This window comes from Verrucomicrobium sp. GAS474 (genome assembly GCF_900105685.1).
In the GTDB taxonomy this organism is placed as follows: Bacteria; Verrucomicrobiota; Verrucomicrobiia; order Methylacidiphilales; family GAS474; genus GAS474.
In genome coordinates this window covers 14,060-40,694 of sequence record NZ_LT629781.1, presented here as the reverse complement: position 1 = coordinate 40,694, position 26,635 = coordinate 14,060, and the positions used below count along the sequence as shown (strand labels likewise).

Genomic DNA, 26,635 nt, shown 5'->3' with positions numbered 1-26,635 from the left:
ATGTTAGGCCTTGCCGCCGAAGGTGACGTGGTCGTCGAGATCGAGGAGGTCGAAACGGGTGAGGAGATCGGACCGGTTCGCGTTGAGCCGCTTCGTCTCGTTGAGGATCCGTTCCTTCGACTGGACGGTATCGAAGGTCCGGGTCTCGACGAAGGAGGCCCATTGGTCGATCTCCCACGGCGTCGGCTTCCGCTTCGCGTTGGCGAGGATCCATTCGAGGATCTCCCAATCCCCCTTGCCCTTCTTGATCTCCTTGAGGACGGCCCCGCCGTCGACCTGGACGAAGTCGAAGAAGGACTGGTCGAGCGGGCAATTGTAATGGTACTCGCCCGCCTTGCCCGCCGCCTTGGCGCGGCCCTTGTCGAGAGCGCGGGGGAGGATCGGGAAGCCTCCGAGGCGGACACGGGGGCTGCGGGGAGGGCGTTGGCTGAGGTCGGGGGCGGGAATGGAGGTCTTGCTCATGGGGATAATTTCGATTCTATACGTTTGTTATTTAAAAAACACTTGTTCAAAGTATACTAAATATATAGTTTATTCGTCTCAACACGACAAACAAGAAAAAATGAAGGCGTCGAACGATCGGGGATGGTGCGGTGCGGAGTGGGTGCGGTGAACATTGAAGCTCCCGACGCCGTCCCGGTTGCCATGCCGGCTCTGCCTTCCTCCCCTCCGGACCGCGACCCCTATCTCGCGTTCCGGCACCGCTCCTATCGCCTTTTCTTCGGTGGCCGGCTCCTTTTTCAGGTGGGGAATCAGATGCAGGTGGCCGCCATCGGCTGGCTCGTCTACGAGCGGTTCGGAACGACGATGGCCTTGGCCTACGTCGGCCTCGTCCAGGTGATTCCCGTCTTCTTCGGGGTCCTCCCGGCGGGCCACCTCGCCGACCGGCTCGACCGGAGGAAAATCCTCCTCGTTTCGCAGTCGATCTTCTTCTGCTGTTCCCTCGCGCTCGGGCTCCTCTCGCTCCTCGGCGGGCCTCCCGTCTGGATGTACCCGATTCTCTTCGTCATGGCCCTGGGAAGGGTCTTCGCCCTCCCGGCGGTTTCCTCGCTCGTCCCGCTCCTCATCCCGCGCGAGAGCCTGGCCAACGCGACGACGTGGACGAGCACCCTGATCGAGCTGAGCGGCCTCATCGGACCGGCGCTCGGCGGCGCGATCATCGCCTTCAGCGGCTCGGCGACGCCGGTTTTCTTCCTCACCACCGGATGCGCCCTCCTTTGCATCCCGCTCTTCGCCTCGCTCCCGTTGCGGGAGCAGCCCGGGTTGACCGCGGGAGGGGTGGCCGGAGTCTCCTGGGAGTGGGACGATCTTCTCAGCGGCTTCCGCTTTATCCTCAAGAACCGCCTCCTTCTCGCGGCGGCCTGCCTCGATCTTTTCGCGACTCTTTTCGGTGGCGTCATGGCCCTTCTTCCCGTCGTGGCGAAGGACCTCCTCCATGCGGGTCCCGAGGGCTTCGGCTGGCTCCGGGCGGCGCCCTCCTTCGGTGCCGTGGCGATGGCGGTCGTGACGACCCACCTCCCTCCGTGGCGGCGCTCGGGCCGGGTCCTCTTCTTTGCCGTCGTCGGGTTCGGGCTCGCCGTGATCGTCTTTGGCTTCTCGACCTCGTTCTGGCTTTCCTTTGCCATGCTCGTCCTCACCGGCGTCTTCGACAACATCAATGTCGTCATCCGGCAGACGTTGATCCAATACATCACTCCCGAGGTGATGCGGGGGCGGATCATGGCGATCAACTTCTTCTGCGTCGGCACCTCGAATGAACTCGGCGCATTCGAGTCGGGCCTCGCGGCACGCCTCTTCGGAACGGTTCCCTCGATCGTCCTGGGGGGCGTGGGAACCTTCCTTGCCGTCGCCGCCGTGATGCGGCTCTCCCCGGGGCTCCGCCGCCTCGGCCCCCTGCACGAGGTGAAGGCGATCCCCCACCTCTGACGCTCTTTCCTTCCTTCTCATGCCCCATTCCACCGATGCCCTCCTCCGCAGTCCCGAGGCCCCCGAGCTGCCCGTCGATCCCTTCCGCTTCCTCCTCCGTTTCGTCAAGCGCTACCGGGGCTGGTATGTGGCCATCTGCGCGCTCGAGACCGGGGCGGCCGTCGGGGCGATCTTCGCCGCGGCGACGATCGGGCAGGTCGTCAAGGCATTGGGACACGCTGCGGGCGGGGAGGGGTTCGGCGTGCTCCTTGGGCCGTGCCTTGCCTTCGCCGGATACAATGCCGCCGAGGTCGTCCTGACCCGTGTGGCCGGTGCCTGTCGGATGAGGTCGATGCCTTACCTGCGGACCAGCGTCACCCGGGAGCTCTACGCCTACCTCCAGTGCCACTCCCACCGTTTCCTTAATGACAACTTCGCCGGGGCCCTCGCCCACCGGATCGCCGAGACCTCCCAGGGCACCGGCATGGCGATGGGGATGATCCTCTTCGACTTTCTCCCCATCGTGGTGAAGATCGCCGTCTCCGTCGTCCTCCTCTCCTTTGCCTCGGGCCTTCTGGCGACCTTTCTCGGCGTCTGGGCGGTCCTGTTCCTCGGCCTTTCGTGGATCTTCGCCCGGAAGTGCCGTCTCCTGGCCCGCCGCCATGCCGCGGCCCGGAGCGAGATGACGGGGAAGCTCGTCGACTCGGTGACGAACCTCTCCAGCGTCCGCCTCTTCGCCCGGCTCGGTTTCGAGCGGACCTATCTCGACGGCTACCTCGACGCCGAGGTGGCGGCGGGCCGGAAGGCCTTCGGTTACATGGAGCGCGTCCTCTGGTTCCAGTACGCCGCCTCCTTCGTCCTCAAGGCGGGGCTCCTCTTCCTCGCCGCCTTCCTGTGGCGCACGGGGCGGATCGACGTGGCCTGCTTCGTCGGCGCCGTCAGCATGGCCCTCCTGATCATCGGGGAGTTGCGGAACCTCGCCCGCCGCCTCATGGAATTCTTCGAGTTCCTCGGGAACATCGCCAACGGCGTCCAGTCGATCGTCCGCTCCCACGAGGTCGTCGACCGCGAGGGGGCCCCGGCCCTCCGCGTCACGCGGGGCGGGATCGTCTTCCGCGACGTCGGCTTCTCCTATGGCGGGGAAAAGGGCGGGCGGCGCGTTTTCGACGGCCTCAACCTGGTCATCGAGCCTCGTCAGCGGGTCGGCCTCGTCGGCTTCTCCGGCTCGGGCAAGTCGTCTCTCCTCAACCTCGTCCTCCGCCTCTACGATCCCCAGGAGGGGGCCGTCCTGATCGACGGGAAGGACATCCGCGAGGTTTCCCAGTCGTCGCTCCACTCCCAGATCGGCTTCATCCCCCAGGATCCCGGTCTCTTCCATCGGACCCTTCGGGAAAACATCGGCTACGGCAGCCCCGGGATCGGCGAGGAGGCCATCCGGCGTGCCGCCGTGCTGGCCCATGCCGACGGCTTCATCGAAGGGATGCGGGACGAGTACGATTCCCTGGTCGGCGAGCGGGGCGTGAAGCTCTCCGGAGGGCAGCGGCAGCGGATCGCCATTGCCCGGGTCGTGGCGAAGGACGCTCCCATCCTCATCATGGACGAGGCGACCTCGAGCCTCGATTCCCTCACCGAACGGGCGATCCAGGAGAGCCTCGACGCCATGATGAAGGATCGCACCGTCCTCGTCGTCGCCCACCGCCTCTCGACCATCGCCCATCTCGACCGAATCCTCGTCTTCGATTCGGGCCGAATCGTCGAGGACGGCGGCCATCGGGAGCTTTTGGCCAGGGACGGTGCTTACGCCCGGCTTTGGAACAGCCAGATCAACGGGTTCCTTCCCGAAGAGGACGAGAAGGCCGTCTCTCTGGAAGCGGTTTAGCGGTCTAAGAGGAAATAATTACAAACAAAAGTTGACTAAATCATATTTTGATAGTCAAGTAAGTCTACAGTTTTAGTATTTTATGTCGCTTTCCGCCTCTATCCCGACTCCGGCCAAGAACCCCGGCGTCCCTCTTCCGGTTCTCCCTTCTCGCCCGACCAAGGATTGGATCGATCTCGCCCGGGAGCTTTCCGCCGAGTGGAGGCAAACTGCCGTCCAGCGTGAGCGGAAGGGACGGCTGCCCGTTGCCGAGCTGCGGCAGCTTCGCGAGACGGGGCTGGTCAATCTGCTCATTCCCAAGCGATTCGGCGGCCTCGGCGCGACCTTCGGCGAGGCGGCCCGCGTCGTGGTCGAACTCAGCAAGGGCGATCCCGGCCTCGGGGCGCTGCTCGCCTTCCACCTCTATGCCTCCTCCGTCCCCCGGCTCTACGATCCCGAGGGCGGCGCGGAGCGGATCGAGCGGGCCTCGGCCGAGAACCGCTGGCTCTGGGGCAACGCGCACCAGCCCTCCCGGGTCAAGGACTTCACCGCCGCCCCGCTGCCGAACGGAAGCTTCGTCCTCAACGGGCGCAAGGAATGGTCGACCGGCTTCTCCCTCGCCGACGTGAGCACCGTCCTCGCCCGGCGGACCGACCGGAACGAGCTCCTCTGGGCCCTCGTCCCGCCGACCCGCGAGGGGCTCCTCTTTCACGACGATTGGGACCATCTCGGCCTCCGCCTCGCCGAGACGCAGACGATCGACTTCGATCACGTCGAGGTGAAGCCCCACGAGGTCATCCCGTCGACGCTCGGCGAACCCGTCCTCGGCTTCCCGCCTCTCTACGTCGCGCTGACCTCCCTCTTCTGGGGGGCGAACCATATCGGGGCGGCCCTCGGGGCGCTCGAGCAGGCGCGCGAGTACACGCTCTCCACCACGCGCGCCCGGCGGGGTTCGGGTTCCGACAGCGCGGCAAAGGACCCCTACATCCTCGCCGACTACGGCGATTTTTGGATTCAGCTCGAAGCGGCCCAGGCCCTCCTCGAGAAAACCGCCGCCGGAATCCAGGACGCCTTCGATCGTCGCGGCTCCGTCAGCGTGCGGGAAGTCGGCGAGGTCGGCGTCCGCGCCTCGGCGCTGCGGGCCTTCGCGACCCAGGCCGGCCTCGACGTCACCTCCCGGATCTACGACGTCACTGGGGCGCGAGCCACGGCCAACCGCCACGGTTTCGACCGCTACTGGCGGGACATCCGGACCCTGAGCCTCCACAACCCCGTGATCTACCTCGTGAAGGGGGTCGGCGACTATGCCCTCAACGGCGTCGTCGGTGGGACGGGGTCGTTTCTCTAAGGAGAGCCGCGATGGGGAATATTTCGCAAGTCCTGACCGACCCTTCCTCCGCGCCCGCGCGCGAGAAGGGAGGATCCCTCGAGTTGCGCGGCGTCGGCAAGAGCTACCGGGTCGATGGGGCCGACCTCGAAGTCCTCCGCGGCATCGATCTCACCGTGGGCCGCGGCGAGTTCGTCACTTTCGTCGGGGCGTCGGGCTGCGGCAAGTCGACCATCCTCCGGCTCATCGTCGGCCTCGACGACGACTACGACGGGGAGATCCTCCTCGACGACCGTCCCATCGCGGGGCCCGGCCTCGAACGGAGTCTCGTCTTCCAGGAACACCGGCTCCTGCCGTGGCTCACCGTCGAGGAGAACGTCGCGCTGGCCCTCGATGCCTTCCCCATTCCGGAGAAGGAGAAGGCGCGGACCGTCCAGGAGCACATCGCCCTCGTCGGCCTCGCCGGGTTCGAGCGGGCCTACCCGCGCCAGCTCTCCGGCGGCATGTCCCAGCGGGCCGCCATCGCCCGGGGGCTCGTCGCGCAGCCCGAACTCCTCCTCCTCGACGAGCCCCTCGGCGCGCTCGATTCCCTCACCCGAACCTACCTCCAGAACGAGCTTCTCCGCATCTGGCGGCAGGAGCGGGTGACGATGGTCATGGTGACCCACGACGTCGAGGAGGCCGTTTTCCTGAGCGACAAGATCGTCATCCTCGCCCCCCGGCCCGGACGCATCGAGCGGGTGATCCCCGTCGATCTCCCCCATCCCCGGAACCGGATCGATTCGGCCTTTGCCGAGATCCGCCATCGCGTCCTCGCGGAGTTGCTCCACCTCACGCGGACGCCGCAACCCCCGCCCGCGAAGGGCATTTACCAAATTTGAGGAGACCGAGGGCCATGCACGCTCCCGCCTTGGAACAGACCCTGACAAAGCCGCGGCAGCCCGAGCCCGTTCGTCTCGGTCCCGCCCCGACGACGGCTTCCCGTCCCCGGAGGAGGCGGAAGGCGGATCGGTGGGAGCGCATCGCCTCCGCGCCGGGCCTCGGTTTTCTCGTCCCGCTCCTCGTCCTCGGGATCTGGTCCTTGGCGTCGGCCCGGGAATGGCTTCCCCCGAACATCCTCCCGTCCCCCGTCGCCGTCGCCCACAGCTTCGCCGACCTCATCTCCGGCGGCGATCTCCTCTCGAATCTCGGCACGAGCCTCCTCCGCGTCCTCAAGGGCTTCCTGCTCGGCGGGAGCATCGGCCTCGTCCTCGGCTGCGCCATGGGATTTTCTCCGGTGGTCGAAAGCTGGATCGGCCCCCTTTTCCGGGCCATCGCGCAGATCCCCTCGATCGCGCTCATCCCGCTCCTCATCCAGTTCCTCGGCATCGACGAGGCCCTCAAGCTCTTCATCATGGCGAAGTCCTGCGCCATCCCGATCACCTTCACCTCGTCGGACGGCATCCGGAACATCCCCGTCCAATACATCGAGGTGGGGAAGGTCCTCCGCCTCCGCCGCCGGACGATCCTGCGCCGGGTGATCCTCCCCGGGGCTCTTCCCTCCCTCTTTACCGGCATCCGGCAGGGGCTTTCCCATGTCTGGGTCTCCCTGGTCGCCGTCGAGATCCTCGCCTCGACGGAGGGAATCGGTTACCTCATGTCGTGGGGGAGGCAGATCTTCCAGCTTGACCAGGTATTCGTCTGCATCGTCGTCATCGGCCTCGTCGGATTCCTGTTCGATTTCGGCCTCCGTCGGGCCGAGGCCCGGCTCCTTCGCTGGAAGGGGGAGGCAGCATGAGCCCCGCCGCCGCCCTGCGCCATCCGTTCGTTCGCGGTCTTGTTCCCGTGGCGCTCCTGCTCGGCCTCTGGCAGGTCTCCGTTGCTCTCGGATGGGTCGGCCCGCTCGTCCTCGTTTCCTTCCCCGCTCTCTTCCGGGCGGCCGCCGACCCCGCCATCGGCGGGGCACTTCTCGACGGCCTTGCCGCCAGCGGACTGCGCCTCGCCGAAGGGGCCTCCATCGGGATCGCCGGAGGGCTTTTCTTCGGCGTCGGCCTCGGTGTCTCCCGTCTCACCGACCGAGTCTTCGGCCCCGGCTTTCACGCCTTCCGGCAGGTCGCCATCTTTGCGTGGATCCCTCTCCTCACCGCTTGGTTCGGCAACGGCGATCTCTCGAAGATCGTTTTCGTCGCCTTGGCCGCCTTCGGCCCCGTGGCGATGGGGGCCTTCGAGGGGGTGAAGAACGTCCCCTCGTCCTATGTCGAGGTTGGCCGGGTTCTCTGCTTCTCCCGGGGACGCCTCCTATGGCGGATCGTTCTGCCCGCCGCCGCTCCGGCGATCTTCACCGGCCTCCAGCTCGCCCTCATTTTTTCGTGGTTCGCCACCGTGGGCGCCGAGTACCTCATCGGCGGCCTCACCACGGGCATCGGCACCCTTGTCATGAAGGGGCGGGAGGAGATGCGGACCGACGTGGTCCTCCTCGGCATCATCGCCATTGCCCTCACGGGCCTCGGGGTGAACGGCCTCCTTCGGCTTCTTTCCCGAAGACTTTTCGCCGGACGGGTCTCGGCCTGATCTTCATCCACCTCTTTTCACCAACCCCAACCCACCCTATGAAAGCCCTTTTTTCCTCAACCCTTCTCCTTCTTGCCGCCGCGGCTCTTCCGGTCTTTGCCGAGGATCTTCCCCAAACCATCCGCTTCGGCGAAATGGCGATTCCCTTCGTCAAGGAGCCCGAGGGGAAGCTGAGCGGGACCAGCCTCGTCGCCTTGGCGGGGCAGCTCGGCTACTGGGACGAGGAGTTCGGCCCGCAGGGACCGAAGATCGTCCAGACCTTCTATGCCGGAACGGGCATCGCCGAAAACGAGGCCCTGGCCCAGGGCGACCTCGATTTCGCCAACTGCGGCGGTATCCCGATCGTCATCGGCCTCACCGGCAAGGTTCCGGCCAAGATCGTCCTCGTGAAGCGCTCCGTCGGCGCGGGGAACGTCACCGACATCGCCGTCCGTCCCGATTCCCCGATCAAGACCGTCGACGACCTGCGCGGCAAGCGGATCGCCATCCACAAGGGGACGAATTACTACCAGATCCTCATCCTTGTCCTGAAGCGGCACGGCATCGAGGAGAAGGACGTCACCATCGCGAATCTTTCGACCCCCGAAGCTCTCGCCGCCTTCAACGCCGGGGCCGTCGATGCCGTCTTCGGCGGGGTGAACATCCTCGCCCTCGAGGCCCAGGGCAAGGCCCGCCTCCTCGAGAGTCCCGACGATCACAAGCAGGAGGCGAGCACCTGGGGCACCCTCGTCACTGACCGCTTCGAGAAGGCCCATCCCGAGACGACCGGGCGTGTCATCAAGGTCCTCGTCAAGACCGCCGCGTGGGCTTCCCGCGAGGAGAACCGCGCCCCCCTCCTCGCTTTCCTCCAGGCCCGCAGCGCCGGTGCGGCGTTCGTGCCCCGGGAGTTCGAGGGGCCGCTCAAGGAACGCTTCAACCCGCTCCTCGATGACCTCTCCCTCCAGACGTTCCGCGACGGCATTGCCTTCGCCGCCGAGCACAAATTGGTCAAAGCCAAGGTTGACGAGGCGGTCTTGCGGACTTGGTTCATCAAGCCCGACTATCAAAGGCAGGCGATCAAGGACCTCGGTCTCGACGGCTATTGGACGCTGGTCGGAGAGGGTCAATCGGCCTCTCTCGGTAAAAACTAAATATTTGTACACTTTTAATACAAAGTATTGACAAGTCTCTGGACGAATTTTAATATATGAAATCTATAGATTACAATGAATAAGATGTAATCAACAGAAAACCAACAAGTAACAAAAGGATCATCCCATGAGCATTGCTCTTGCCGAAGCCCCCAAATCGACTTCCGTGCCCGCGAAGTCCAATTCCCAGCCCCAGTCCCTGACCGAGGCCTATTACACGATCTGCCCTGTCTTCACGGCGTCGAATATCGCCGTCGAGCTCGGCTGGTTCGATGAAGAATTCGCCCGTGCCGGAGCCCAGGCGATCTACCTCCGTTCCCTCAAGAACAACCACGGCTTCCTGCCCCACTTCACCCACAGCCTCCCGAACCTCTTTCGCGATGGCGGCGCGATCCCGCCGCTCCAGGCGAAGGCCGACCTCTCCGACACCACCCTCGTCGGCCTCACCTGGGGTCAGCGCGGCGGCGTCATCGTCGTGAAGAGCGCTTCCCGCATCCGCCGCATCGCCGATCTCAAGGGCCGCCGCATCGGCCTCTTCCGCAGCCTGAACAGCGGCAAGGTCGACTTCCATCGCGCCACTTCCCACCGGGGCATTCTCCTGGCCCTCGAGCTGGCGGACCTCTCGGCGAAGGACGCCGAACTCGTCGACCTCGACGAGGCGGACGCCTTCAATCTGCCGGTCGCGAACAAGCCGTCCGAGGTCTGGCCGGTTCGCCGCCGCCAGAACCCCGTTCTGGAAGACAAGGAAGTCCTCGCCCTGCGCGACGGCAAGATCGACGCCCTCTACGTCAACGCGGCGCGCGCCGAAGTCCTCGTCAACACGGGTGAATACACCGTGATCGAGGACCTCTCCCGCCGTCCCGACTGGACACTCCAGGTGGCCAACGGGCCGTATCCGATCACCGTCAGCACGCCCTTCGCCAAGGAACATCCCGAGGTCGTCGTCGCGTTCCTCCGCGCCTCGATCCGCGCCGGACGCTGGGCCAACTCCCATCGCTCCGCCGCGGCCGAGATCTTCACCCGCGTCACCGCGAGCGAGAACCCGGCGCTGATCGAGCAGCTCATCGCCGATATCGACTTCGTCCCGTCGCTCTCGCCGCTGAACCTGGCCGCGATCGGCCTCCAGCAGGACTTCCTCCGCGAGCACGGCTACCAGAAGGGCAATGTCGACATCGCCAAGTGGGCCGACTCGAGCTACCTCGAGAAGGCGCACCGTTCCTTCTAAGCTGAAGTAGCGCAGCGAAAGCCCGGACTCCCGAGAGGGGGTCCGGGCTTTTTTGTCGGAAGGGTGGGGGGCGCTCTTCGGGTGGAGGCTGGGAGAGAAGGAGTTCAGCCGCGTAACAAGGCGATGGCCCCCTCTCTCCCTGAACGAAAAACCCCGCACCGGTTTCCCGGTGCGGGGTGCGAGGGTAGTCCGTCCGTCTTTAGAAGGAGAACGAGAAACCGCCGGTGACGTTGCGGCCCGCGCCGGGGGCGTAGAGGGCGCTGTCAATGCCCTTGGCGTTCGGGATCGGCGAGGTGACGGAAACGTAGGTCTTGTCGGTCAGGTTGTCGGCCTGGAAGAAGATCTCCCATTTCTGGCCGGGGGGAGTGTAACCCGCCCGAAGGCCGTAGATGGTATAGGCCGGAGCGAAGACCGTGTTGGCGAAGTCCCCCGCGTAGTGGACGAAGGTCGACTCGACGGTCGGGCCGACATGGAACCCGCTCCAATGCTCATACCGCAATTCGGCCTGATAGACGTGGACCGGAATGCCCGCGATCGACTTGCTCTGGTAGACCGGATCGTTGTCGAAGTAGAAGTGGTTGTAGGTATAGGCCTGCTGGAGGATCAGCCGGTGCGGGGCGCGGTGGTCGTCAGGCTGCTCCGCCCAGAGGGAGGAGGGCTTGTCTTCCTGCGGCTGCGGGCCGCTCTTCGGATCGCGGTCCCGGGCACCCTTGCCCTTGGCGGGCGCGTCCTCGTGCCAGAGGATCGTGCCGAGGCCGAATTCGACGCCCTCGTGGATCGTCTGGTTCCCGTTGAGCGTCGCCGTGGCCGTGTTCGTCGTGCCGGGGGCGACGAGGAAGGTGAGCAGTTCGTGCTCGATCCACGACCGGTAGAGGGCGACGTCCCATTGGAAGATCCCCTCGCTCCCCTTCGTCCCGAGTTCGAGCGTGTCGGAGACCTGTTCCTTCGGGTAGAGAGCGTTGTTCGGTGTCGAGGTGACGCCCGTCGTCTGGATGAAGGCGCCCTGGTAGGGGGCCTCGACGGTCCGCCCCGCGTTGAGGTAGACCTGGCTCTGGGGGGTGAACTCGTAGCGGAGGCCGAGGTTCGGGGCGAAGTCGAAGTAATCCCGGTTCACGTTGATGCGGCCGCTGGTCGACATCACGTCGGCGTGGGCGCCGCGATGGGAGTAGAGGCCGGCGATCCCGGGGGTGATCCAGAAGCTCGGCAGCACCTGCAAGTCCTCGTTGAGGACCACGGCGGCATCGTTGCCGGAGTAGTAGGTCTTCGAGGTCGTCACCCCGGCCGAGTTCATGTAGCGGACGTCGGAGGGGAGGACGTTGTTGTTGATGACGGTGAGCGTCGAGTGGCTCTCCAGGTCGCCGAAGAGGAGGTCGGTCCGCTTGTAGTGGGCGTTGCCGTTGGCGGCATACTGGTCGAACTCGCTCGAATTCGTCGGCGTGCCGGGATTGTTGTTCGGCGTCTTCTGCAGGAGGCCGCCCCAGGAGAGCGTCGAATCGTTGTCGATCCGCAGCGTCGAATTGCTGATGACCTGGACTCCCTCGGGGTCCTTCCGCAGGGGGACGTAGGTGGGCGTCGCGCTCTGCTGGGGATTCCGCGTCAGCTGGTTCAGCGTCAGGTTGCCCGGATTCTGCTGGACCTCCTGGCTCCACTCGACGTTGAGGCGGGTGGAGAAGTCGGGCGTGACCTGCCAGCCGACGTTGGCGATGGCCCGCGTCGTCGAGTTGCGCGAGTGGTCGCGATAGCCGTCGTAGTCGAGGTGAGAGGTGCTGACGTAGTAGTCGAACGGGCCGCTCACCAGGCCGGAGCTGGCCTGTTCCTTGAAGTAGCCGTCGCTGCCGACTTCGGAGCGGACGGCGAAGGGCGAGGCATCATAGCCGGTCTTCGTCACGAAGTTGATCGCGCCGCCGACCGTCAGGGGGCCGTACTCGGCGAAGGCGCTCTGGCCCCGGTAGACCTCGACGTAGTTCATCGCCCAAGCCTCGAGGGGGGCCGTGATCGGGTAGCCGGTGGCGCTCTTCACGGTCTGGCCGCTGATGAGGTACTGGATGCCCTGGGGGACCATCGAGGGGCCGCGGGAAATGCCGGAGCCGCGGATCGAGAGGCGCGTCTGCTCGCCGCCGTTGTTCGACTGGGCGAGGACGCCGGGTTGGAGCCGGAGCGTGTCGGCAAGGTTCGAGGTGCGGCCCTTGAGTGTATCCTCCTGCCGGATGAGGCTGGTGGCCCCGGGCGTGGCCAGGAGATCGTGGGCGGCGACATCGACGGGGGTGAGGTCGCTGTCGACGATGACGACGGTATCGAGCTTCGTGGAGTCTTTCTTCTTTTCGCCGGCGCTATCGGCGCTCGTCGAGGGGGGCTGGGCGGGGGCGGCAGGCGCGGTTTGGCCGTATGCCTGGCCGTGCATGCAGAGGAGGGCCGACAGGCCGACCGCTGCGAGGGTCTTCAATCTGGGCTTCATGTTTCTTCTAGGATTGCTGGAGGCCGGGACGTGGTGAGGCCGAGGTTTGTTCAATAAGGTGGTGGTTCAATACAAATAGATCTTTATAAACAAAAATTCAGTTTGAATGGCTTATCGGTTTCGCTCAGGATGTCAACGCATAATCTTTAAAATATATAGAAATTATAGAATATATGGATGGATGCGATGCATCCAAGGAGGGGGGACGACGGAGCGACGGGCGGAGAGCCCGTTTAGATCATGCCCGATTCGTCGGTGTAGGCGTACTGAAGGCCCAGGGCGGGAAGGATGCGGTCACTCTGCGCGGGGGGCCGCGGCGAGACGCGTCCGAGGAGGGGCTCCATGCGGAGCAGGAGGGCGGGAAGCATCTTCCTGACGAACGTATTGGCCGGGATGGGTTCGTGCTCCCGGTTCCAGCGGTGCCACTGGATCGCGGAGCCGCAGATCATCCAGCTTAACGTCGAGGCCTCGATCGCGGCGTCGAAGCCGCCTTGGGGATGATGGCGGAACCAGCCGGCGATGACGTTGTGGACGATCGGCTTGATCGCCGCTTCGACGCGCGGGTTCGCCTGGACGGTGCGGAGCTTCGTGCAGCGGGCGAGATGGCCGAAGAAGTCGCAGAGAGCGAGGAGAAGGAGTTCGAGGTTCCGCTCGCCCGCCACCGCGTTGGGCGCCAGGCGCTCGTGGAGGATCCGCTCGAAGAGGGTGCTGAGGGTGAAGTGAAGGAGGGTGTCCTTGTCCTCGAAGTGGGCGTAGAACGTCGCCCGGTTCACGGTCGAGCGTTCGAGAATGTCCTGGATCGTGATGTCCTCGAAGCACCCTTCTCCCAAGAGGCCGGTGAGGGCCTGCGAGAGAAGTTGCTTGGTCCGGACGATGCGCGGGTCAGTTTTCTTGGGCTTGACTTCAGGCAGTTCGCTATTTTCCGACATTTGGGTGAACAATGACCTCCATCTGCCAGGAAATCCACTCAAAAAGCGAGTAGACGACATTCTTTTGATTGTCATTTCTAACGACAGAGCTTGCTTTTGGCATCTCTCGCTCTCTTTACATTCGTATTTTAATAAATATATGTTTACAAAATTAAGTAATCTACTTAAAAGATAGTTTAAATACTAACTTTATGACCGCCCTGCCTGGCATCGATATTGAATTTCATCCCCGCAACCCTGATATCGGAGCTCGTCGGGCCCTGAAAGTCCTGGGGGCCGATCCTCAGAACTGGGTCCTTCCCGCCGCCGGGCTCGATCATGATGTCCTCATCATCGGGGGAGGGCAGGTCGGCATCGCCACGGCCTTCGCCCTCCGTCGCTCGGGCGTGCCGAACGTCAGCGTGATCGACGAGGCCGAGGAAGGCGGTGCCGGGGTCTGGCTGACCCGGGCGCGGATGGTGACGCTCCGCACGCCGAAGACCGCGCCGGGACCCGAACTCGGCATTCCCGAGCTGAGTTTTCAATATTGGTACGAGGCGCTTCACGGCGAGGCGGCCTTCGCCGCCATCGGCCGGATCGCCCGGACCGATTGGGCGGAGTACCTCAAATGGTACCAGAAGATCGTCGCCGTTCCCGTCCGGCACCGCGTCCGGCTCCTGAAGATCGAATCGGGCGAGCCCTTCCTACGCGTCCGTCTCCTCGACAACGGCGTCGAGAAGGTCGAGACCGCCCGGAAGATCGTCTTCGCCACGGGAATGAGCGGGACCGGCGGACCTTATGTCCCGCCGATCATTTCCCGAAACCTGCCGCGCAGCCTCTACGCCCACACGGCCGATGAGATCGATTTCGAGGCGTTGCGGGGGAAGTACGTCGCCGTTCTCGGCGCGGCCACCTCGGCCCTCGATGTCGCCGCCACGGCCCTGGAGGCCGGTGCCGCCGAGGTCCATCTCTTCTATCGACGGGCCGACCTGGCCGGCACGCTGAAGGGCGGCGCGGCGCGCGGCCTGCGGACGGCCCCGGGCGTGGTCGACAACTACCAATATCTCCCTGACCGGGACCGGTGGCATCTCCATTTCGAGCAGACGAGCGGCGGTGCCGTCACGCCGTTCGATTCGGTCCTCCGGGCGGCGAAATTTCCGAACTTCCGCCTCCACTTCAACGCCCCTTGGAACTCGGTCCGCGAGGAGGGCGGAAAAGTCGCCATCGAAGCCGGGGACGGCTCCTTCCTCTTCGATTTCGCCATCGCGGGCACCGGCTACCAATACGATCCGGCCACCCGGCCGGAGTTCGAGCCCATCGCCAAGGACATCGCCCTCTGGCGCGATGTCTATCGGCCCCCGGTTCACGAGGCTTCCGAGAACATGGGCTCGTTCCCCTACCTCGGCCCCGCCTATGAGCTGACGGAAAAGGAGCCGGGCAAGGCTCCCTACCTCCGGAACATCCATACCCCGAGCGGCGCGGCGCGGCTCAGCTTCGGCCGGCCCGTGGGCGATGTCCCCGGCCTTCGCCACGAGATTCCGCGCCTCGTCTCGGCCCTCGTCCGCGATCTCTTCTTCAGCGATTACCGGAACCAGTTCCAGGTCCTCGACGCGAAACCCTCGTCGAAGGGCCCGACCGAATTCGACCGCTCGAAGTACGAGCACGCGATCTGGCGTCATCCGGCAGTCGAGGCCGAGGCCGCCGCGCCCCTGCCTGTTTGACTTCCATTCATCCCCCACTCCACCCCTTCATCCATCCATTATGAGCAGCAGAAGACTTCCCCGTTTCGGCATCTGGGCACCCCACTCCGGCGATTGGGTCTACGGTCCCGGCGAGCGCCGCGAGGCCCGTTTCGAGCTTTCCAAACAGGTCGTCCTCCATGCCGAGAAACTGGGCTTCGAGTCGGTTCTCTTCGCGCAGCACACCATCGGCGCCTCGGGCAACCACGAGAGCGAGGTCCTCGAAGCCTGGACGGCCTGCGCGGCCGCGGCGGCGGTCACCTCGAAGATCGAGATCATCGCGGCCATCAAACCCCTCCTCTACCATCCCTGCGTCCTGGCGAAGATGGCCCTCGGCATCGAGGACATCAGCAACGGACGCTTCGCCCTCAATTTCATCAACGGCTGGTCGAAGCCCGAGCTCGTCAACTCCGGCATCGGCTTCCTCGAGCACGGTGTCCGGCACTCCTACGGCGGCGAGTGGCTCCGCATCGTCCGAGACCTCATGGAGGGAAAGACCGTCAATTACCAGAGCGAGAGCTTCAACGTCACCGACTACACGCTGCGTCCCGCCGGGATTCACCGGAAGCGGCCCTACATCTACATGGGCGGCGAATCGGAGCCCTCGCGCGATCTCGCCGCCGAGCTCGTCGACACCCATCTCACCCGCGGCCGTCCGCTCGAGGAGGCCGCCGAGCTGGTGCGGGATATCGCCCGGCGTCCCCGCAGCAGCGGAAGGCCGCTCGACTTCGGCATCGCCGGTTTCGTCGGCGCGCGGCCCACGGACAAGGAGGCGAAGGAATTCGTCGCCTCGCTCGAGGCGCGCCTCGGGACCGTCGATCTCGTCGAGGAGACCCGTCGCCGGGAACTCATCGACCCGAAAGCCCAGCACGTTGCCAAGCGTCCCAAGGAGGGCGACGCCCGACGCCTCGGAGCCGGGGGCGGCACCGCCGCCGGTTTCATCGGCAGCTACGACTACGTGGCGCAGCGCATCGTCGATTTCTACGACGTCGGCCTCACCACGTTCCTCCATTCCTTCTCCCCTCTCTTCGAGGAGCAGGAGCGGTTCATCCACGAAGTCGTCCCCCGCGTCCATTCGATCCTCAAGAAGCGAAGCGACATCTCCTATCGGGAACTCGAGGCCGCTTCGGCCTGATCGGGGAAGGAGCGTCGCATGGCCGGCATCGTCGATTGGCACAATCACTGGTTCTCCCCGCGCGTCGTGGAGCTCTTCTCCCGCCGTACGCGCGTGCCGCGTATCGTGGAGAACGAGAAGGGGGAGAAGTTCTTCCTCTCGCGCGAGGGCGGCATCGGGCTGGCGCAGCTTCCCATCGCCCTCGGCTTCCTCTCCGTCGAAGAAAGGCTGCGGCGCCTCGACGCCTCGGGCGTCGAGCGGCAGGTGATCTCGTGGCCGACGACGCTGGGGACCGACGCCCTCCTTTCCGCCGAGGAAGCGAAACCCCTGTGGAAAGCCTACAACGAGGATCTTTCCGCCCTCGTCGAGGCGCATCCCGACCGCCTCCTCGGCCTCGCCATCCTTCCGACTTCCGATATCGAATGGGCCGCCGTCGAACTGGAGCGGGCCCATCGGGAGCTCGGCCTCCTCGGAGCCACGCTTCCCGTCGGCGCCTTCTTTACGCTGGAAGGCGCGCGAAAGCTCGCCCCCATCTTTGAAGTGGCGCAGCGGTGCCGCAGCCATCTCTACCTCCACACCGGCCCTGCGAGCCCTGCGATCCCGGGACAGCTTCGATTCCCCGATGCGGGGCTCGAGGAGCCGGGGCGGCAGCGCTGGCTTCTCGACTCTTACACGCAATTCGCGGGAGCGATCTTTACCCTGACGCTCACTGGGTTTCTGAAGCCCTACCCCGACGTGACCATCCAGATCGCCATGCTCGGCGGATCTATTTCCTTCCTGGTCGAGGGAATCGAGGACTACGCCCATCGCAGCGGCCAAGGTCCTGCCGACCCCCGCTCGGCGCTTCGGCGCGTCTACCTCGATACGGGCGTCGTCGGGCGCGGCCCCCGGGCGCTCGCCCTGGCCGCCGAGACCTTCGGTGCCGATCGGCTCCTCTTCGGCAGCGACTACCCGCTCGTCGATATCGCGCCGAACCTGCGCGCCGTCGAGGAGGCCGACCTTAGCTCCCACGAACGGCGTCAAATCCTCGTCGGTAATGGCGAGGCCCTTCTCGCTTCCAAAGTGCGCGCCGCGTCCAAAAAACCTGGAACCGCAGTTCTACTCTGAGATCAGTAAGCCGCGACTGGGGCGCGGCGGGAATCGATGCGGCCCTCCATCGGAGCCGGAGGGGGTCCCTTTCTTTCGGCGCGGACGCCCTCTTTCCTTGGGGCCACGATTGGAATGTCGCGGCGTCGTTCCGCCAGGGGGAATCCTTCGCCCGGTGGGTGCGAAGCTTCCCGAAGTCCGGCTCTCCAACAGCATCGAGATTCCCTACGCCAACGCCGACGGGGCGGAGGTCCCTCCCGATGCCTGCCGCGCCTTCGGCGCCGATCTGGCCCGGGCTTGGCCGCACGGCTAATCGAGATTCGTCGTCTCCGTCTCAGGCCGCGATCGAGCGGGCTCGCTCGAGGGAGCGCCGTCCCAGGACGGTGAGGAAGAGGAGGCCGCCGAGGCCGAGGAGGAGGTTCGTCCCCGGCTCCGGGACGGCGGCGAGGACGATGTTGTCGATGGCGTAGCCGCTCTGGGAGGAGCTGCCGTTGAACTCGACCAGGCCGAGGGCGGAGCCGTTGGGATCGCCCTGGAAATAGCTGATGTTGCTGATGACCGTCGGCGTGCTCGATCCCTCGAGGAGGTAGGAAATGGTGTAGCGGGAGGCCCCGTAGGTGTTCGAGAACGACCCGGTGATCGTGAAGTCGTAGGCGTTGAGGGTCGTGAAGGTGTTGGTGCCGGTATTGAAGGTCGAGGACTGGAGTGTCCCGATGGTTTGCCATGAACCGTTGTAGGTCTGCAACTGGAGCGTTCCCGGCGTGCTGGTCCCGATCACCTTCAGGTTGATGAACGTGGCACTGAGGCTGCCGCTTTGGCTGATGTTGGTATCCTGGGGGCCGAGCGCGAGGTTGAAGCTGCGGTTGCCGTTACCCGGATCGGTGGCGGCGACGACGAAGCTGAGCGAGAAATTGGTGAGGCTGGAGGACGAGTCCTGCGACATCGCGCTCCCGACCGGGAGGTAGGCAGCCGAGGTCGAACCCGAGGTCAGGCCCGCGATCTGGATCGGCGTGGCCGTTGTGCCGACGCCGACCGTCCCGTTGGGGACAGTGGCGGTGGTCCAGCCGGTCGGGGTGGTCGCCCAGGTTTCGAGGGTGCCATTGGTGACCTGGGCTTCGGCCGAGGATGCGCCGACGAGGAGGGTGCCTCCCAGCAGGAGGAGGGCCGAGGCGAGCAGGCGATGGCGGGAGAGGGGGATCATGGGTTCCTTTGGGGTTGGATTCTCCGGGGGTTCGATGCGGTTGCTATAAAACCGATTCTAGTATTCAACGTTCGCCCTTTCTTGTAAATCTTTTTATAAACAAAGTTGATAATCAATTCTCAAGCAAAAACCCGGCGAACCTGCCGTTGCCGGAAGGAGGCCGGGCTGGGGATCGGGTGAAATCCGGAGCAGAGGTCGGGAGAGCCTGAAAACGGGAAGCTGCCAGTTCCAGGCGACGGCCCCGAGCCGGAGCGCGGCGACGACGAGGAAGCCGATGCCGAAGGCGGCCGACCGCCTCATGCCGAGCCGCTGGAGGAGGAGGTAGACCGCGATCCCGGCGAGGGCGGCGGTGGCATAGATGTCCTGCCGCAGGAGGAGGGGGGAGCGAGTCTAAAAAGCGCGGCCTCACCGTCTCCGCCGTGATCCTCCGGGATCGGGGGAAGGGGAGGCAAACAGGTAGAAACACCCCCCGCGGGGTAGTCGATATTTTGCGCCGCAAAACTTTACCGGCAAAGGGGATCGGGCTATTCCTGTAATACGTGATTTTCATCGAGCGACTCATCCCCCCCTGCCTCCTGGCCGATCCGGAATCGGCCCGCAAGGCGCGGATGATCGTCCGTTTCGGCTTCTGGGGAGCCGGGTTCGGGGTGACCTATGTGGCGTTCTACCTCGGGATCGGCCATCTCTGGGGGGCGCTGATCGTCGCGCTCTGCAGCCTCGCCTTCGCGCTGGTTCCCTTCGGGCTGCGGCGGACGCTGCGGCTTTCCTATTCGGCGAACGCGTTCTGCGCCATCCTGATCCTCGGTTTTTCGGCCCTCTCGGCGATCGAGGGGGGGATCCAGGGCCATGCCGTCGCCTGGCTCGTCAGCATCCCGCTCTGCGCCCTCCTCCTCGGGACCGAACGGGCGGCCCTCGTCTGGTCGTTCCTCTGCCTCGTGGCGGCGGGGATCTTCGCGGCGATCGATATCGCGGGCGTCGCGGTTCCCCGCTTTTACGACCCGAAGTGGGAGGGGATCGTCACCGGGGCGGGGTACCTCGCGCTGATCCTCTTCATGGCGGGCCTCGGCCTGATCTTCGAGCGGGGCCGGGAGCGGGCGATGCGGGCGATGCGGGAATCGAACGAGGAGCTCCTCCGCCTGAACCGCGAGAAGACCGAGTTCCTCGGCATCGCGGCCCACGACCTGAAGAACCCCCTGAGCATCGTCATCGGCTACGCGGAGCTGATCGAGGGGGAGCTGGTGAAGGAGAGTCCCCGCACCGCCGCGCTGGCGCAGAAGATCGTCGAGGCCTCGGAACGGATGCGCCGCCTCGTCGGCGATCTCCTCGACGTGAACGCGATCGAGGAGGGGAAGATCCGCTACGAGCTCGGCCCGTGCGGTCTGGCCCACATCGTCTCCGGCGTCGTCGACACCTACCGCTCCTCCGCCGCGGCGAAGCGGATCGACCTGGTGTGGGAGCCGTACGCCGCGGGGCTCCCCCTCGTCCGGGTGCTGGCCGACGAGCGGTTCCTCGTCCAGCTCGTCGACAATCTCCTCTCCAACGCGATCAAGTATTCCCCCCCCGGCCGCCCCGTCACCCTCCGCATCCGCTCGGCGGAGGTCGTCGCGGCGAACGTGAAGGCATCGACCCCCAGCATCCGCGAGGGCTGGGCCCTCGACGTGATCGACCGGGGTCCCGGCTTGAGCCCGGCGGACCAGATGAGGCTCTTCGGAAAGTTCGAGCGCCTCACCCCGCAGCCGACCGGCGGGGAAAGCTCGAACGGCCTCGGCCTATCGATCGTCCGCCGGATCGCGCGGGAAATGGGGGGCGACGTCGCCTGCCGGAGCGAGCTCGGCGTCGGCTCGACATTCAGCGTGATCCTGACGAAGTGGCTGGGGGACGAATAAACCGGGGCCGATCTCGGGACCGACCGCATCCCCCCCCAGGCGGAAATGAGTAATATCCGATTTGCGTGAAAGCACCAAAGGCTTTGACCGTCCCCGCGGGGTCTCTTACCGTGGGATTCCCCCTTTAATCACATGCAACTCAGCGATCAGGAATACGAGCGGATCCGCAAGCTCGTCTACGAATACAGCCGGATCGACCTCGGGCCGAACAAGCGCGAACTGGTCACGGCCCGCCTCGGCAAGCGGCTCCGGGCGACGAAGATCGAGAGCTTTTCCGCCTACATCGCCTTCCTCGACAGCCGCAACGGGCAAGAGGAGCTGACCCACCTCATCGACGCGATCTCGACGAACCACACCTTCTTCTTCCGGGAGATCAAGCACTTCGAGTTCATGGAGCAGACCGTCCTGCCGTGGGCCTTGGCCGAAGGGGCGAAGCACGGGAAGAAGAGCTTCCGCGTCTGGAGCGCCGCCTCGTCGTCGGGGGAGGAGCCCTACTCGGTCGCGATCCATCTCACCGATTACTTCCGCCGCAATCCCGGATGGACGTGGAAGGTCGAGGCGACCGACATCTCGACGAAGATCCTGGCGCAGGCCCGCGAGGCGGTCTACGCCGAGGAGCGGCTCCGCGACGTCCGGCCCGACTGGATGAAGACCTACTTCCAGCGCGGGATCGACGAGTGGACCGGCTACTACCGCGTCCGCGAGGAGGCCCGGAAGCAGGTCAACTTCACCCACATCAACCTCCTCCAGCCGAAGTACCCCTTCACCGAGCCCTTCCAGCTCATCTGGTGCCGCAACGTCATGATCTACTTCGACCGCCCGACGCAGGAGCAGCTCGTGGCGAAGCTCTCCGAGGTCCTCGTCCCCGGCGGCTACCTCTTCATCGGCCATTCCGAGAGCCTCACCGGGATCAAGCACGGCCTGAAGGCGATCCGTCCCGCCATCTACCAGAAGCCGCTTTAGGGCCGCCTCCCGCAACGGGTCGGCCGAAACGGGTTTTTAAGTGGACGAAAGGTTCTGGAAACGGGGCTGAAAGTCCGATACGGTTTTTACTTCCCCCTCCTCGCATGTTCGCCGACCGCAAAATCAAAGTCCTCGTCGTCGACGATTCGGTCATCGTCCGCCGCCTCCTCACCGACCAGCTGGGGAAGGACTCCGGCATCGAGGTCGTCGGCACCGCCGTCGATCCCTACGTCGCCCGGGACAAGATCCTGGAGCTCAATCCCGATGTCCTGACCCTTGACATCGAAATGCCGCGGATGGACGGCCTCACCTTCCTCAAGATCCTGATGAAGCATCATCCGATGCCGATCATCATCTTCAGCTCCCTCTCGCAGAAGGGCTCCGCCGCGGCGATGCAGGCGCTCCAGTCGGGGGCCGTCGACGTCCTGGGGAAGCCTGACGGCTCCTCCTCCGTCGGCCACATGGGGACGCAGCTCATCGAGAAGGTGAAGGCGGCCGCCCGCGCGAAGGTCCGGAACCTCCCCCAGGCCCCCGCCCCCATCGCCACCCGCGCCGCCGCGGCCCGGACGACGGCGCCCGCCCCCTCCCTCATCCCCGGGCGGCCCGCCGGGACGCCCCAGTGGCATCCCCGGCAGCTCCTCCTCCTCGGCGCCTCGACGGGCGGGACCGAGGCGCTGCGGGAGGTCCTCGTCCGCATGCCCCGGGAGGTTCCCGGGATCTGCATCGTCCAGCACATCCCCCCCTATTTCAGCAAGGCCTTCGCCGACCGCCTGAATTCCCTCTGCGACCTCGACGTCCGCGAGGCGATCGACGGCGACGTCGTCGAGCCCGGCCTCGCCCTCGTCGCCCCCGGCGATTACCACATGGTCCTCCACTGGATCGGGCAGCGCTACCGGGTCTCCCTCACGAAGACCGAGCCGGTCTGGCACCAGCGCCCGGCGGTCGACGTCCTCTTCTCCTCCGCCGTCGAGGCGGGCGCGGCCCCCTACGCCGTCGGCGGCCTCTTCACCGGCATGGGCAAGGACGGGGCCGAAGGCCTCCTGAAGTTGAGGCAGAAAGGTTCGATCACCTACGCGCAGAACGAGGAGACGTGCGTCGTCTTCGGGATGCCCCGCGCGGCGATGGAGCTCGGCGCCGCCGAGCAGATGCTCCCCCTCGGGGACTTCCCCCAGGCGCTGATGAATGCCGCCGTCCGGCAGGCGCGGAAGGCCGCGCCCTCCGGCGGCGCCTAGACAGGCTCCAGCCGGCCCCTTGCGATTCCCGCGTCTCCCATGAAGCCCGCCCTCGTCGTCGGCTCCGGCTTCGGGGGGATCGCCGCCGCCATCCGGCTCCAGGCCCGGGGCTATCGGACGACGCTCCTCGAGGCGCGGGACCAGCCCGGAGGCCGGGCCTACGTCTGGCGGCAGGACGGCTTCACCTTCGACGCCGGGCCGACGATCCTCACCGCCCCCTTCCTGATCGACGAGCTCTTCGCCCTCGCCGGGAAGAAGACCGCCGATCACCTCCGCATCGTCCCCTGCCATCCCTTCTACCGCATCCTCTTCCCCGACGGGAAACGGTTCGATTACACCGGGGACGGCGAGGAGATCGCCGCCGAGGTCGGCCGCTTCAGCCCCGCCGACGTGGCGGGCTACCGCCGCTTCGCCGAACGGAGCGAGGCGATCCTGAAGCGGGCTTTCCTCGACCTCGCCGACCAGCCGTTCTCGACCTTCGCCGACATGGTCCGCGTCGCCCCCGACCTGATCCGGCTCCGCTCCTTCGAGTCGGTCCATGCGCTGGTGGCGCGGCATATCGGCGATCCGCAGCTGCGGCAGGTCTTCAGCTTCCATCCCCTCCTCGTCGGGGGGAATCCCTACGCCGTCTCGTCGATCTATTCGATGATCCACGCGCTCGAGAAACGGTGGGGCGTCCACTTCGCGATCGGCGGGACGGGAGCCCTGGTCACCGCGCTGATCGACCTCTTCGAGGGAATGGGCGGCGAGGTCCGTCTCAACGCGCCGGTCGAGGAGATCCTCGTTCGCCAGGGGATCGGAAGGAAGCGGCCCGTCGTCGAGGGAGTCCGGTTGCGGGGGGGCGGGAACCTCCACGGGGAGCGGCTCGGCGCGCGCGTCGTCGTCTCCAACGCCGACACGGCGACGACCTACCGGAAGCTCCTCCCCGCCTGGGCGCGGAAGCGGTGGACCGGCGCGCGGCTCGACGGGATGCGCTACTCGATGGGCCTCTTCGTCCTCTACTTCGGGACGAACCGGACCTACCCCGACCTGGCCCACCACACGATCCTCCTCACGGAGCGGTATCGGGAACTCCTCGCCGACATCTTCGAGCGGAAGATCCTCGCCGACGATTTTTCCCTCTACCTCCACGCGCCGACGCGGACCGATCCCTCGCTCGCGCCCCCGGGGCATGAGGCGTTCTATGTCCTCTCCCCGGTGCCGAACCGGCTCGGGCAGATCGATTGGGAAAACAAGAAGGAGGCCTATGCCGAGGCGATCCTGAAGGTGGTCGAGGAGCGTTGCTGCCCCGGCCTCCGCGCCCATGTCGTCACGCGCCGGATCTCGACGCCCGCCGACCTCGAGCGGGAGCAGCAGGTCCACCTCGGCGCGGCATTCCAGTTCGAGCCGACGCTGACGCAGAGCGCCTGGTTCCGCCCGCACAATGTCTCCGAGGACGTCGACGGCCTCTACCTCGTGGGAGCGGGAACCCACCCCGGGGCGGGCGTCCCGGGGGTGCTGTCGTCGGCAAAGGTCCTCGACCGGGTGATCCCGCCGCCGGACGAGGTGTACGGGGTTTAGCGGCTTCGATCCCCCCCCCAGCCTAAGGACGCGTGGTTCCTCCCAAGCGGACAAGGGAACTAGCGGACATTCTCTAGCCGAAGTGGACGGCCTAATGCGGTAGGGCCAGAACAGTTCAGGCCTATCAGACGGGGAGGTCCAGGAGGGACGAAGCCCCTCTTGCGTCTTACAACACGTGCGGATCGCCTCCAGCTGTACAGGGTTTGTATCCAGTCCCGAAGGGCATTCACCGCCCCCTTCGCGAACCCTTTCCCCCTCCTACCCCAGCTTCAGCCGCGGGTCGCTGTTCAGGATCGCGTCGAGATCGGCCCAATCGACTCCTTCGATCTCGTTGAAAGTGCGGAGGTAGATCGAAACCGTCTTCGCGTCGTATTTCGCCAGGACGACGTCGAGGGCGGCGTTCAGCTTTTCCTTCGACGGGGCGGGGGGGAAGGTCTCGACGACGCCCTTGCCGTCGTGGGCGATGCCGAGGGCGTCGAGCCAGCTGATGAGGAGGGGGCTCTGCTTTTCGATCAGCCAGTGGCAGAGGAAGTTGAAGCCGAGGGGTTCCAGCTGCGGGTGGGCCAGCAGCTCGGCCCAGGCGGCGTGGCGCTCCGTCTTCGGCATCTCCAGGACGTGGTTCGGGCGCTTCCCCATGTACTTGGAAAGCGTCTCGACGGCGGTCTTGTAGAGCTTCTTCTGCGACTCCTGCGCGGTCAGGAAAATCTCGTGCGCTTGCTCGGGAGCCAGGGCTCCCCAAATCGGATAAACGGGCATCGGGACAATTTCGCGGCTTTCCAGGCGGGGTAAAGCCCAAAAGAGGGGCTAATCGGTCGGCTTGAAGTAATAGGCCGCGGCCCGCCAGACCCCGTCGGACTCCCTCACGAAGACGACGGTCTCGATCGTCGACGCGGCGTTCTTGAACGAGGACCGGTATTTGGCGGTGACCTGGGGGCCGTCGGCATCCGTCCCGATCGCCGCCGACATCAGTGTCCGGGAAAGGCAGGGTCCGAGGTTGACGTTGCGGGTCGCCTCGAGCCATTTGTCGAGCGTGCAGCTTTTCCTGAAGGAGGCGGAGGCCTCTTTCCATTGGGCGGCGTAGTCCCCGGTGTCGCCTTTCTTCAGCCATGGGGCCATCGCGGCGAGGGCCTTTTTCTTGTCGGGATCGTCGGGGGTCGCGCCGTCGGCGGTATTGGCCGGCTTGACGTAGTACCCCGCCGCCCGCCAGACCCCGTCGGCGTCCTTTTGGAAGGTGACCGTCTCGACGGCATCGGCGGCGCCGTCGAAGGCGGTGTGGAACTGGGCGATGACCAGGGGATTGGCGAGGGGAGGGGAGTTCGTCTCGACGACTCCCTGCTCCAGCATCGTCGAGGCGAGCGTGCGGCGCAGGGTATGGCCGACGGAGTCGTGGACGAACTTGCTGGCGGCGATCCACTGATCCTGCGTGACGTTCTCCCGGAAGTAGGCGGAGGCGGCTTTCCACGAGCCGACGTGGTCGCCCGCGTCTTCCTGCTTCAGCCACGGTTCCATGGCCGCGACCGCCGCTTTCTTCGCCGCCTCGATCTCGGCTGCGGGGACCGTGATCGGCGCGGGCGCGGGGGCGGCGTAGGCGGGATGGAGGGTGACGGTCAAGGTGACGAGTCCGGCCAGGAGGACGGTCAGGAGGACGCAGGGGAACGTGTTCTTGGGGGAAGGCGGGGTGACGATCATCCGGAGTCTCTGCTTGAGGGTTGCGTGCGATTCGGCGATGGCGAGGGCGCCGTGGGGGTGGAAGGGGGTTTCGTTCTGGCGCTTGACGAGGCGGAGGAGGAGGTCGCCGTAGAAGCGGGGGGCGTCGTTCTCCGTCTCGGCGAGGAGGGAGAGCGTCGCCGCGTCGGCGGCCTCTTCCCGGGCGATCCGCCAGCGCCGGTAGGCGAGGTGGGCGAAGGGGTTGAACCACTGGACGGCGCGGGCGAGGGAGAAAATCCAGTCGCCGGGGATGTCGAGGGCGCGGAAGTGGGCGAGTTCGTGGAGGAGGACGGCCTCCAGCTCCTCCCGGCTCCACGTCGCGGCGAGGTCGGCGGGGAGGAGGATGCGGGGACGGAGCCAGCCGAGGAGGGCGGGACCGGAAAGCTCCCCTTCCGGGGCGACGACGAGGCCGATGGGGGCGGTGACCCCCGCCTTCGCCTTGCAATCCTCGAGGAGCGCGGGGAGCGGCCCCTCGGCGACGAGGCGGCGGCGGTTCCAGCGGCGGGCGGTGAGCCACGTCTGTCCCGCGAGGCGGAGGAGGAGGAAGGCTGTCCCGGCCGCCCACGCGACGCAGAGCGCAAGGACGGGGAAGGGAAGAGCGGCGGTCGCGAAAATCGGGAAGAGCGGCAGGAGGAAGGCCCCGGCGGAGGCGATCCACCAAAGCCGCCGCCAGCCGGGCCGGGCGCGGAAGAACGGAACGGCCTCGGCGAGGAGGATCAGGAGGGTGGCCGCCCCGCCGCGGAGCGCGACCTCGACGGGAAGGAGGAGGGAGGGATTCATCGGAAGGGA

22 protein-coding genes are annotated in these 26,635 nt (G+C 65.8%); 16 read left to right on the top strand and 6 right to left on the bottom strand.

Annotated elements, in window-relative coordinates:
• Positions 1-3 precede the first annotated feature (3 nt).
• The gene (locus tag BLU04_RS00220) at positions 4-462 is read right to left on the bottom strand and encodes a DUF5069 domain-containing protein (RefSeq protein ID WP_093280726.1); all 459 of its coding nucleotides are present in this window, start codon (positions 460-462) and stop codon (positions 4-6) included.
• Between the two features lie 123 nt (positions 463-585).
• Here BLU04_RS00220 and BLU04_RS00215 point away from each other — a divergent pair, with 123 nt between their 5' ends.
• The 8 genes from BLU04_RS00215 to BLU04_RS00180 all read left to right on the top strand — a co-directional run bounded on the left by BLU04_RS00215 (position 586) and on the right by BLU04_RS00180 (position 9,995).
• Positions 586-1,926 carry an MFS transporter gene (locus tag BLU04_RS00215; RefSeq protein WP_093280723.1) on the top strand — a complete coding sequence of 447 codons (1,341 nt, stop codon included), beginning with the start codon at positions 586-588 and terminating at the stop codon, positions 1,924-1,926.
• 19 nt (positions 1,927-1,945) lie between these two features.
• Complete coding sequence (locus tag BLU04_RS00210) at positions 1,946-3,784, top strand: ABC transporter ATP-binding protein (protein ID WP_093280721.1); 1,839 nt, start codon at positions 1,946-1,948, stop codon at positions 3,782-3,784.
• Positions 3,785-3,866: 82 nt separating this feature from the next.
• Positions 3,867-5,111 (top strand): acyl-CoA dehydrogenase family protein, encoded by a 1,245-nt coding sequence (locus BLU04_RS00205; RefSeq protein WP_093280718.1) that lies wholly within the window; start codon positions 3,867-3,869, stop codon positions 5,109-5,111.
• A gap of 11 nt (positions 5,112-5,122) precedes the next feature.
• A complete protein-coding gene (locus tag BLU04_RS00200) occupies positions 5,123-5,971 on the top strand; it encodes an ABC transporter ATP-binding protein (RefSeq protein ID WP_093280716.1) in 849 nt (282 codons plus the stop codon).
• 29 nt (positions 5,972-6,000) lie between these two features.
• Positions 6,001-6,867, top strand: coding sequence for an ABC transporter permease (locus tag BLU04_RS00195; protein ID WP_197672980.1), 867 nt, complete (start codon positions 6,001-6,003; stop codon positions 6,865-6,867).
• Complete coding sequence (locus tag BLU04_RS00190; protein ID WP_093280710.1) at positions 6,864-7,640, top strand: ABC transporter permease subunit; 777 nt, start codon at positions 6,864-6,866, stop codon at positions 7,638-7,640. Before BLU04_RS00195 ends, BLU04_RS00190 begins: the two co-directional genes overlap by 4 nt.
• 38 nt (positions 7,641-7,678) lie before the next feature.
• The gene (locus tag BLU04_RS00185; RefSeq protein WP_093280707.1) at positions 7,679-8,770 is read left to right on the top strand and encodes an ABC transporter substrate-binding protein; all 1,092 of its coding nucleotides are present in this window, start codon (positions 7,679-7,681) and stop codon (positions 8,768-8,770) included.
• Between the two features lie 127 nt (positions 8,771-8,897).
• Entirely contained in the window at positions 8,898-9,995 is a 1,098-nt protein-coding gene (locus tag BLU04_RS00180; RefSeq protein ID WP_093280704.1) for an ABC transporter substrate-binding protein, read from the top strand.
• Between the two features lie 199 nt (positions 9,996-10,194).
• Here the strand turns inward: BLU04_RS00180 and BLU04_RS00175 are convergent, their stop codons facing one another.
• Together BLU04_RS00175 and BLU04_RS00170 are read right to left on the bottom strand one after the other, a co-directional pair.
• Positions 10,195-12,450: a TonB-dependent receptor gene (locus BLU04_RS00175; protein WP_093280701.1), complete on the bottom strand. Its 2,256-nt coding sequence runs from the start codon at positions 12,448-12,450 to the stop codon at positions 10,195-10,197.
• 233 nt (positions 12,451-12,683) lie between these two features.
• Positions 12,684-13,379 carry a TetR/AcrR family transcriptional regulator gene (locus BLU04_RS00170; RefSeq protein WP_162274598.1) on the bottom strand — a complete coding sequence of 232 codons (696 nt, stop codon included), beginning with the start codon at positions 13,377-13,379 and terminating at the stop codon, positions 12,684-12,686.
• 191 nt (positions 13,380-13,570) lie between these two features.
• Here BLU04_RS00170 and BLU04_RS00165 point away from each other — a divergent pair, with 191 nt between their 5' ends.
• From BLU04_RS00165 to BLU04_RS16165, 4 genes are all read left to right on the top strand, one after another.
• The gene (locus BLU04_RS00165; RefSeq protein WP_093280695.1) at positions 13,571-15,079 is read left to right on the top strand and encodes an NAD(P)/FAD-dependent oxidoreductase; all 1,509 of its coding nucleotides are present in this window, start codon (positions 13,571-13,573) and stop codon (positions 15,077-15,079) included.
• Positions 15,080-15,119: 40 nt separating this feature from the next.
• Positions 15,120-16,232 (top strand): LLM class flavin-dependent oxidoreductase, encoded by a 1,113-nt coding sequence (locus tag BLU04_RS00160; protein ID WP_093280692.1) that lies wholly within the window; start codon positions 15,120-15,122, stop codon positions 16,230-16,232.
• A gap of 18 nt (positions 16,233-16,250) precedes the next feature.
• On the top strand, positions 16,251-17,318 hold the full coding sequence (locus tag BLU04_RS00155) for an amidohydrolase family protein (RefSeq protein ID WP_093280690.1): 1,068 nt from the start codon (positions 16,251-16,253) through the stop codon (positions 17,316-17,318).
• A 154-nt stretch (positions 17,319-17,472) separates the two neighbouring features.
• Entirely contained in the window at positions 17,473-17,610 is a 138-nt protein-coding gene (locus BLU04_RS16165) for a hypothetical protein (RefSeq protein WP_157894990.1), read from the top strand.
• 21 nt (positions 17,611-17,631) lie between these two features.
• Here the strand turns inward: BLU04_RS16165 and BLU04_RS00150 are convergent, their stop codons facing one another.
• The gene (locus BLU04_RS00150) at positions 17,632-18,498 is read right to left on the bottom strand and encodes a hypothetical protein (RefSeq protein ID WP_093280687.1); all 867 of its coding nucleotides are present in this window, start codon (positions 18,496-18,498) and stop codon (positions 17,632-17,634) included.
• Between the two features lie 539 nt (positions 18,499-19,037).
• On the opposite strand from BLU04_RS00150, the gene BLU04_RS00145 reads away from it, so the two are divergent.
• The 4 genes from BLU04_RS00145 (at position 19,038) to BLU04_RS00130 (ending at position 24,139) form a co-directional block, all read left to right on the top strand.
• Complete coding sequence (locus BLU04_RS00145) at positions 19,038-20,384, top strand: HAMP domain-containing sensor histidine kinase (protein WP_093280684.1); 1,347 nt, start codon at positions 19,038-19,040, stop codon at positions 20,382-20,384.
• 132 nt (positions 20,385-20,516) lie between these two features.
• Positions 20,517-21,347 (top strand): protein-glutamate O-methyltransferase CheR, encoded by an 831-nt coding sequence (locus BLU04_RS00140; protein WP_093280681.1) that lies wholly within the window; start codon positions 20,517-20,519, stop codon positions 21,345-21,347.
• Between the two features lie 104 nt (positions 21,348-21,451).
• Positions 21,452-22,579: a chemotaxis response regulator protein-glutamate methylesterase gene (locus BLU04_RS00135; RefSeq protein WP_173862556.1), complete on the top strand. Its 1,128-nt coding sequence runs from the start codon at positions 21,452-21,454 to the stop codon at positions 22,577-22,579.
• Positions 22,580-22,618: 39 nt separating this feature from the next.
• Complete coding sequence (locus BLU04_RS00130) at positions 22,619-24,139, top strand: phytoene desaturase (RefSeq protein ID WP_093280678.1); 1,521 nt, start codon at positions 22,619-22,621, stop codon at positions 24,137-24,139.
• A gap of 258 nt (positions 24,140-24,397) precedes the next feature.
• Here the strand turns inward: BLU04_RS00130 and BLU04_RS00125 are convergent, their stop codons facing one another.
• Both BLU04_RS00125 and BLU04_RS00120 read right to left on the bottom strand, forming a co-directional pair.
• The gene (locus BLU04_RS00125) at positions 24,398-24,895 is read right to left on the bottom strand and encodes a hypothetical protein (protein WP_093280675.1); all 498 of its coding nucleotides are present in this window, start codon (positions 24,893-24,895) and stop codon (positions 24,398-24,400) included.
• Between the two features lie 48 nt (positions 24,896-24,943).
• Entirely contained in the window at positions 24,944-26,626 is a 1,683-nt protein-coding gene (locus BLU04_RS00120) for a DUF4019 domain-containing protein (protein ID WP_157894989.1), read from the bottom strand.
• Between the last annotated feature and the right edge of the window lie 9 nt (positions 26,627-26,635).

What these genes read in the sequence shown, in the direction of transcription:
- BLU04_RS00220 (WP_093280726.1), bottom strand. Translation starts at nt 462, where the DNA reads ATGAGCAAGACCTCCATTCCCGCCCCCGACCTCAGCCAACGCCCTCCC.
- BLU04_RS00215 (WP_093280723.1), top strand. Translation starts at nt 586, where the DNA reads ATGGTGCGGTGCGGAGTGGGTGCGGTGAACATTGAAGCTCCCGACGCC.
- BLU04_RS00210 (WP_093280721.1), top strand. Translation starts at nt 1,946, where the DNA reads ATGCCCCATTCCACCGATGCCCTCCTCCGCAGTCCCGAGGCCCCCGAG.
- BLU04_RS00205 (WP_093280718.1), top strand. Translation starts at nt 3,867, where the DNA reads ATGTCGCTTTCCGCCTCTATCCCGACTCCGGCCAAGAACCCCGGCGTC.
- BLU04_RS00200 (WP_093280716.1), top strand. Translation starts at nt 5,123, where the DNA reads ATGGGGAATATTTCGCAAGTCCTGACCGACCCTTCCTCCGCGCCCGCG.
- BLU04_RS00190 (WP_093280710.1), top strand. Translation starts at nt 6,864, where the DNA reads ATGAGCCCCGCCGCCGCCCTGCGCCATCCGTTCGTTCGCGGTCTTGTT.
- BLU04_RS00185 (WP_093280707.1), top strand. Translation starts at nt 7,679, where the DNA reads ATGAAAGCCCTTTTTTCCTCAACCCTTCTCCTTCTTGCCGCCGCGGCT.
- BLU04_RS00180 (WP_093280704.1), top strand. Translation starts at nt 8,898, where the DNA reads ATGAGCATTGCTCTTGCCGAAGCCCCCAAATCGACTTCCGTGCCCGCG.
- BLU04_RS00175 (WP_093280701.1), bottom strand. Translation starts at nt 12,450, where the DNA reads ATGAAGCCCAGATTGAAGACCCTCGCAGCGGTCGGCCTGTCGGCCCTC.
- BLU04_RS00170 (WP_162274598.1), bottom strand. Translation starts at nt 13,379, where the DNA reads ATGTCGGAAAATAGCGAACTGCCTGAAGTCAAGCCCAAGAAAACTGAC.
- BLU04_RS00165 (WP_093280695.1), top strand. Translation starts at nt 13,571, where the DNA reads ATGACCGCCCTGCCTGGCATCGATATTGAATTTCATCCCCGCAACCCT.
- BLU04_RS00160 (WP_093280692.1), top strand. Translation starts at nt 15,120, where the DNA reads ATGAGCAGCAGAAGACTTCCCCGTTTCGGCATCTGGGCACCCCACTCC.
- BLU04_RS00155 (WP_093280690.1), top strand. Translation starts at nt 16,251, where the DNA reads ATGGCCGGCATCGTCGATTGGCACAATCACTGGTTCTCCCCGCGCGTC.
- BLU04_RS00150 (WP_093280687.1), bottom strand. Translation starts at nt 18,498, where the DNA reads ATGATCCCCCTCTCCCGCCATCGCCTGCTCGCCTCGGCCCTCCTCCTG.
- BLU04_RS00140 (WP_093280681.1), top strand. Translation starts at nt 20,517, where the DNA reads ATGCAACTCAGCGATCAGGAATACGAGCGGATCCGCAAGCTCGTCTAC.
- BLU04_RS00135 (WP_173862556.1), top strand. Translation starts at nt 21,452, where the DNA reads ATGTTCGCCGACCGCAAAATCAAAGTCCTCGTCGTCGACGATTCGGTC.
- BLU04_RS00130 (WP_093280678.1), top strand. Translation starts at nt 22,619, where the DNA reads ATGAAGCCCGCCCTCGTCGTCGGCTCCGGCTTCGGGGGGATCGCCGCC.
- BLU04_RS00125 (WP_093280675.1), bottom strand. Translation starts at nt 24,895, where the DNA reads ATGCCCGTTTATCCGATTTGGGGAGCCCTGGCTCCCGAGCAAGCGCAC.
- BLU04_RS00120 (WP_157894989.1), bottom strand. Translation starts at nt 26,626, where the DNA reads ATGAATCCCTCCCTCCTCCTTCCCGTCGAGGTCGCGCTCCGCGGCGGG.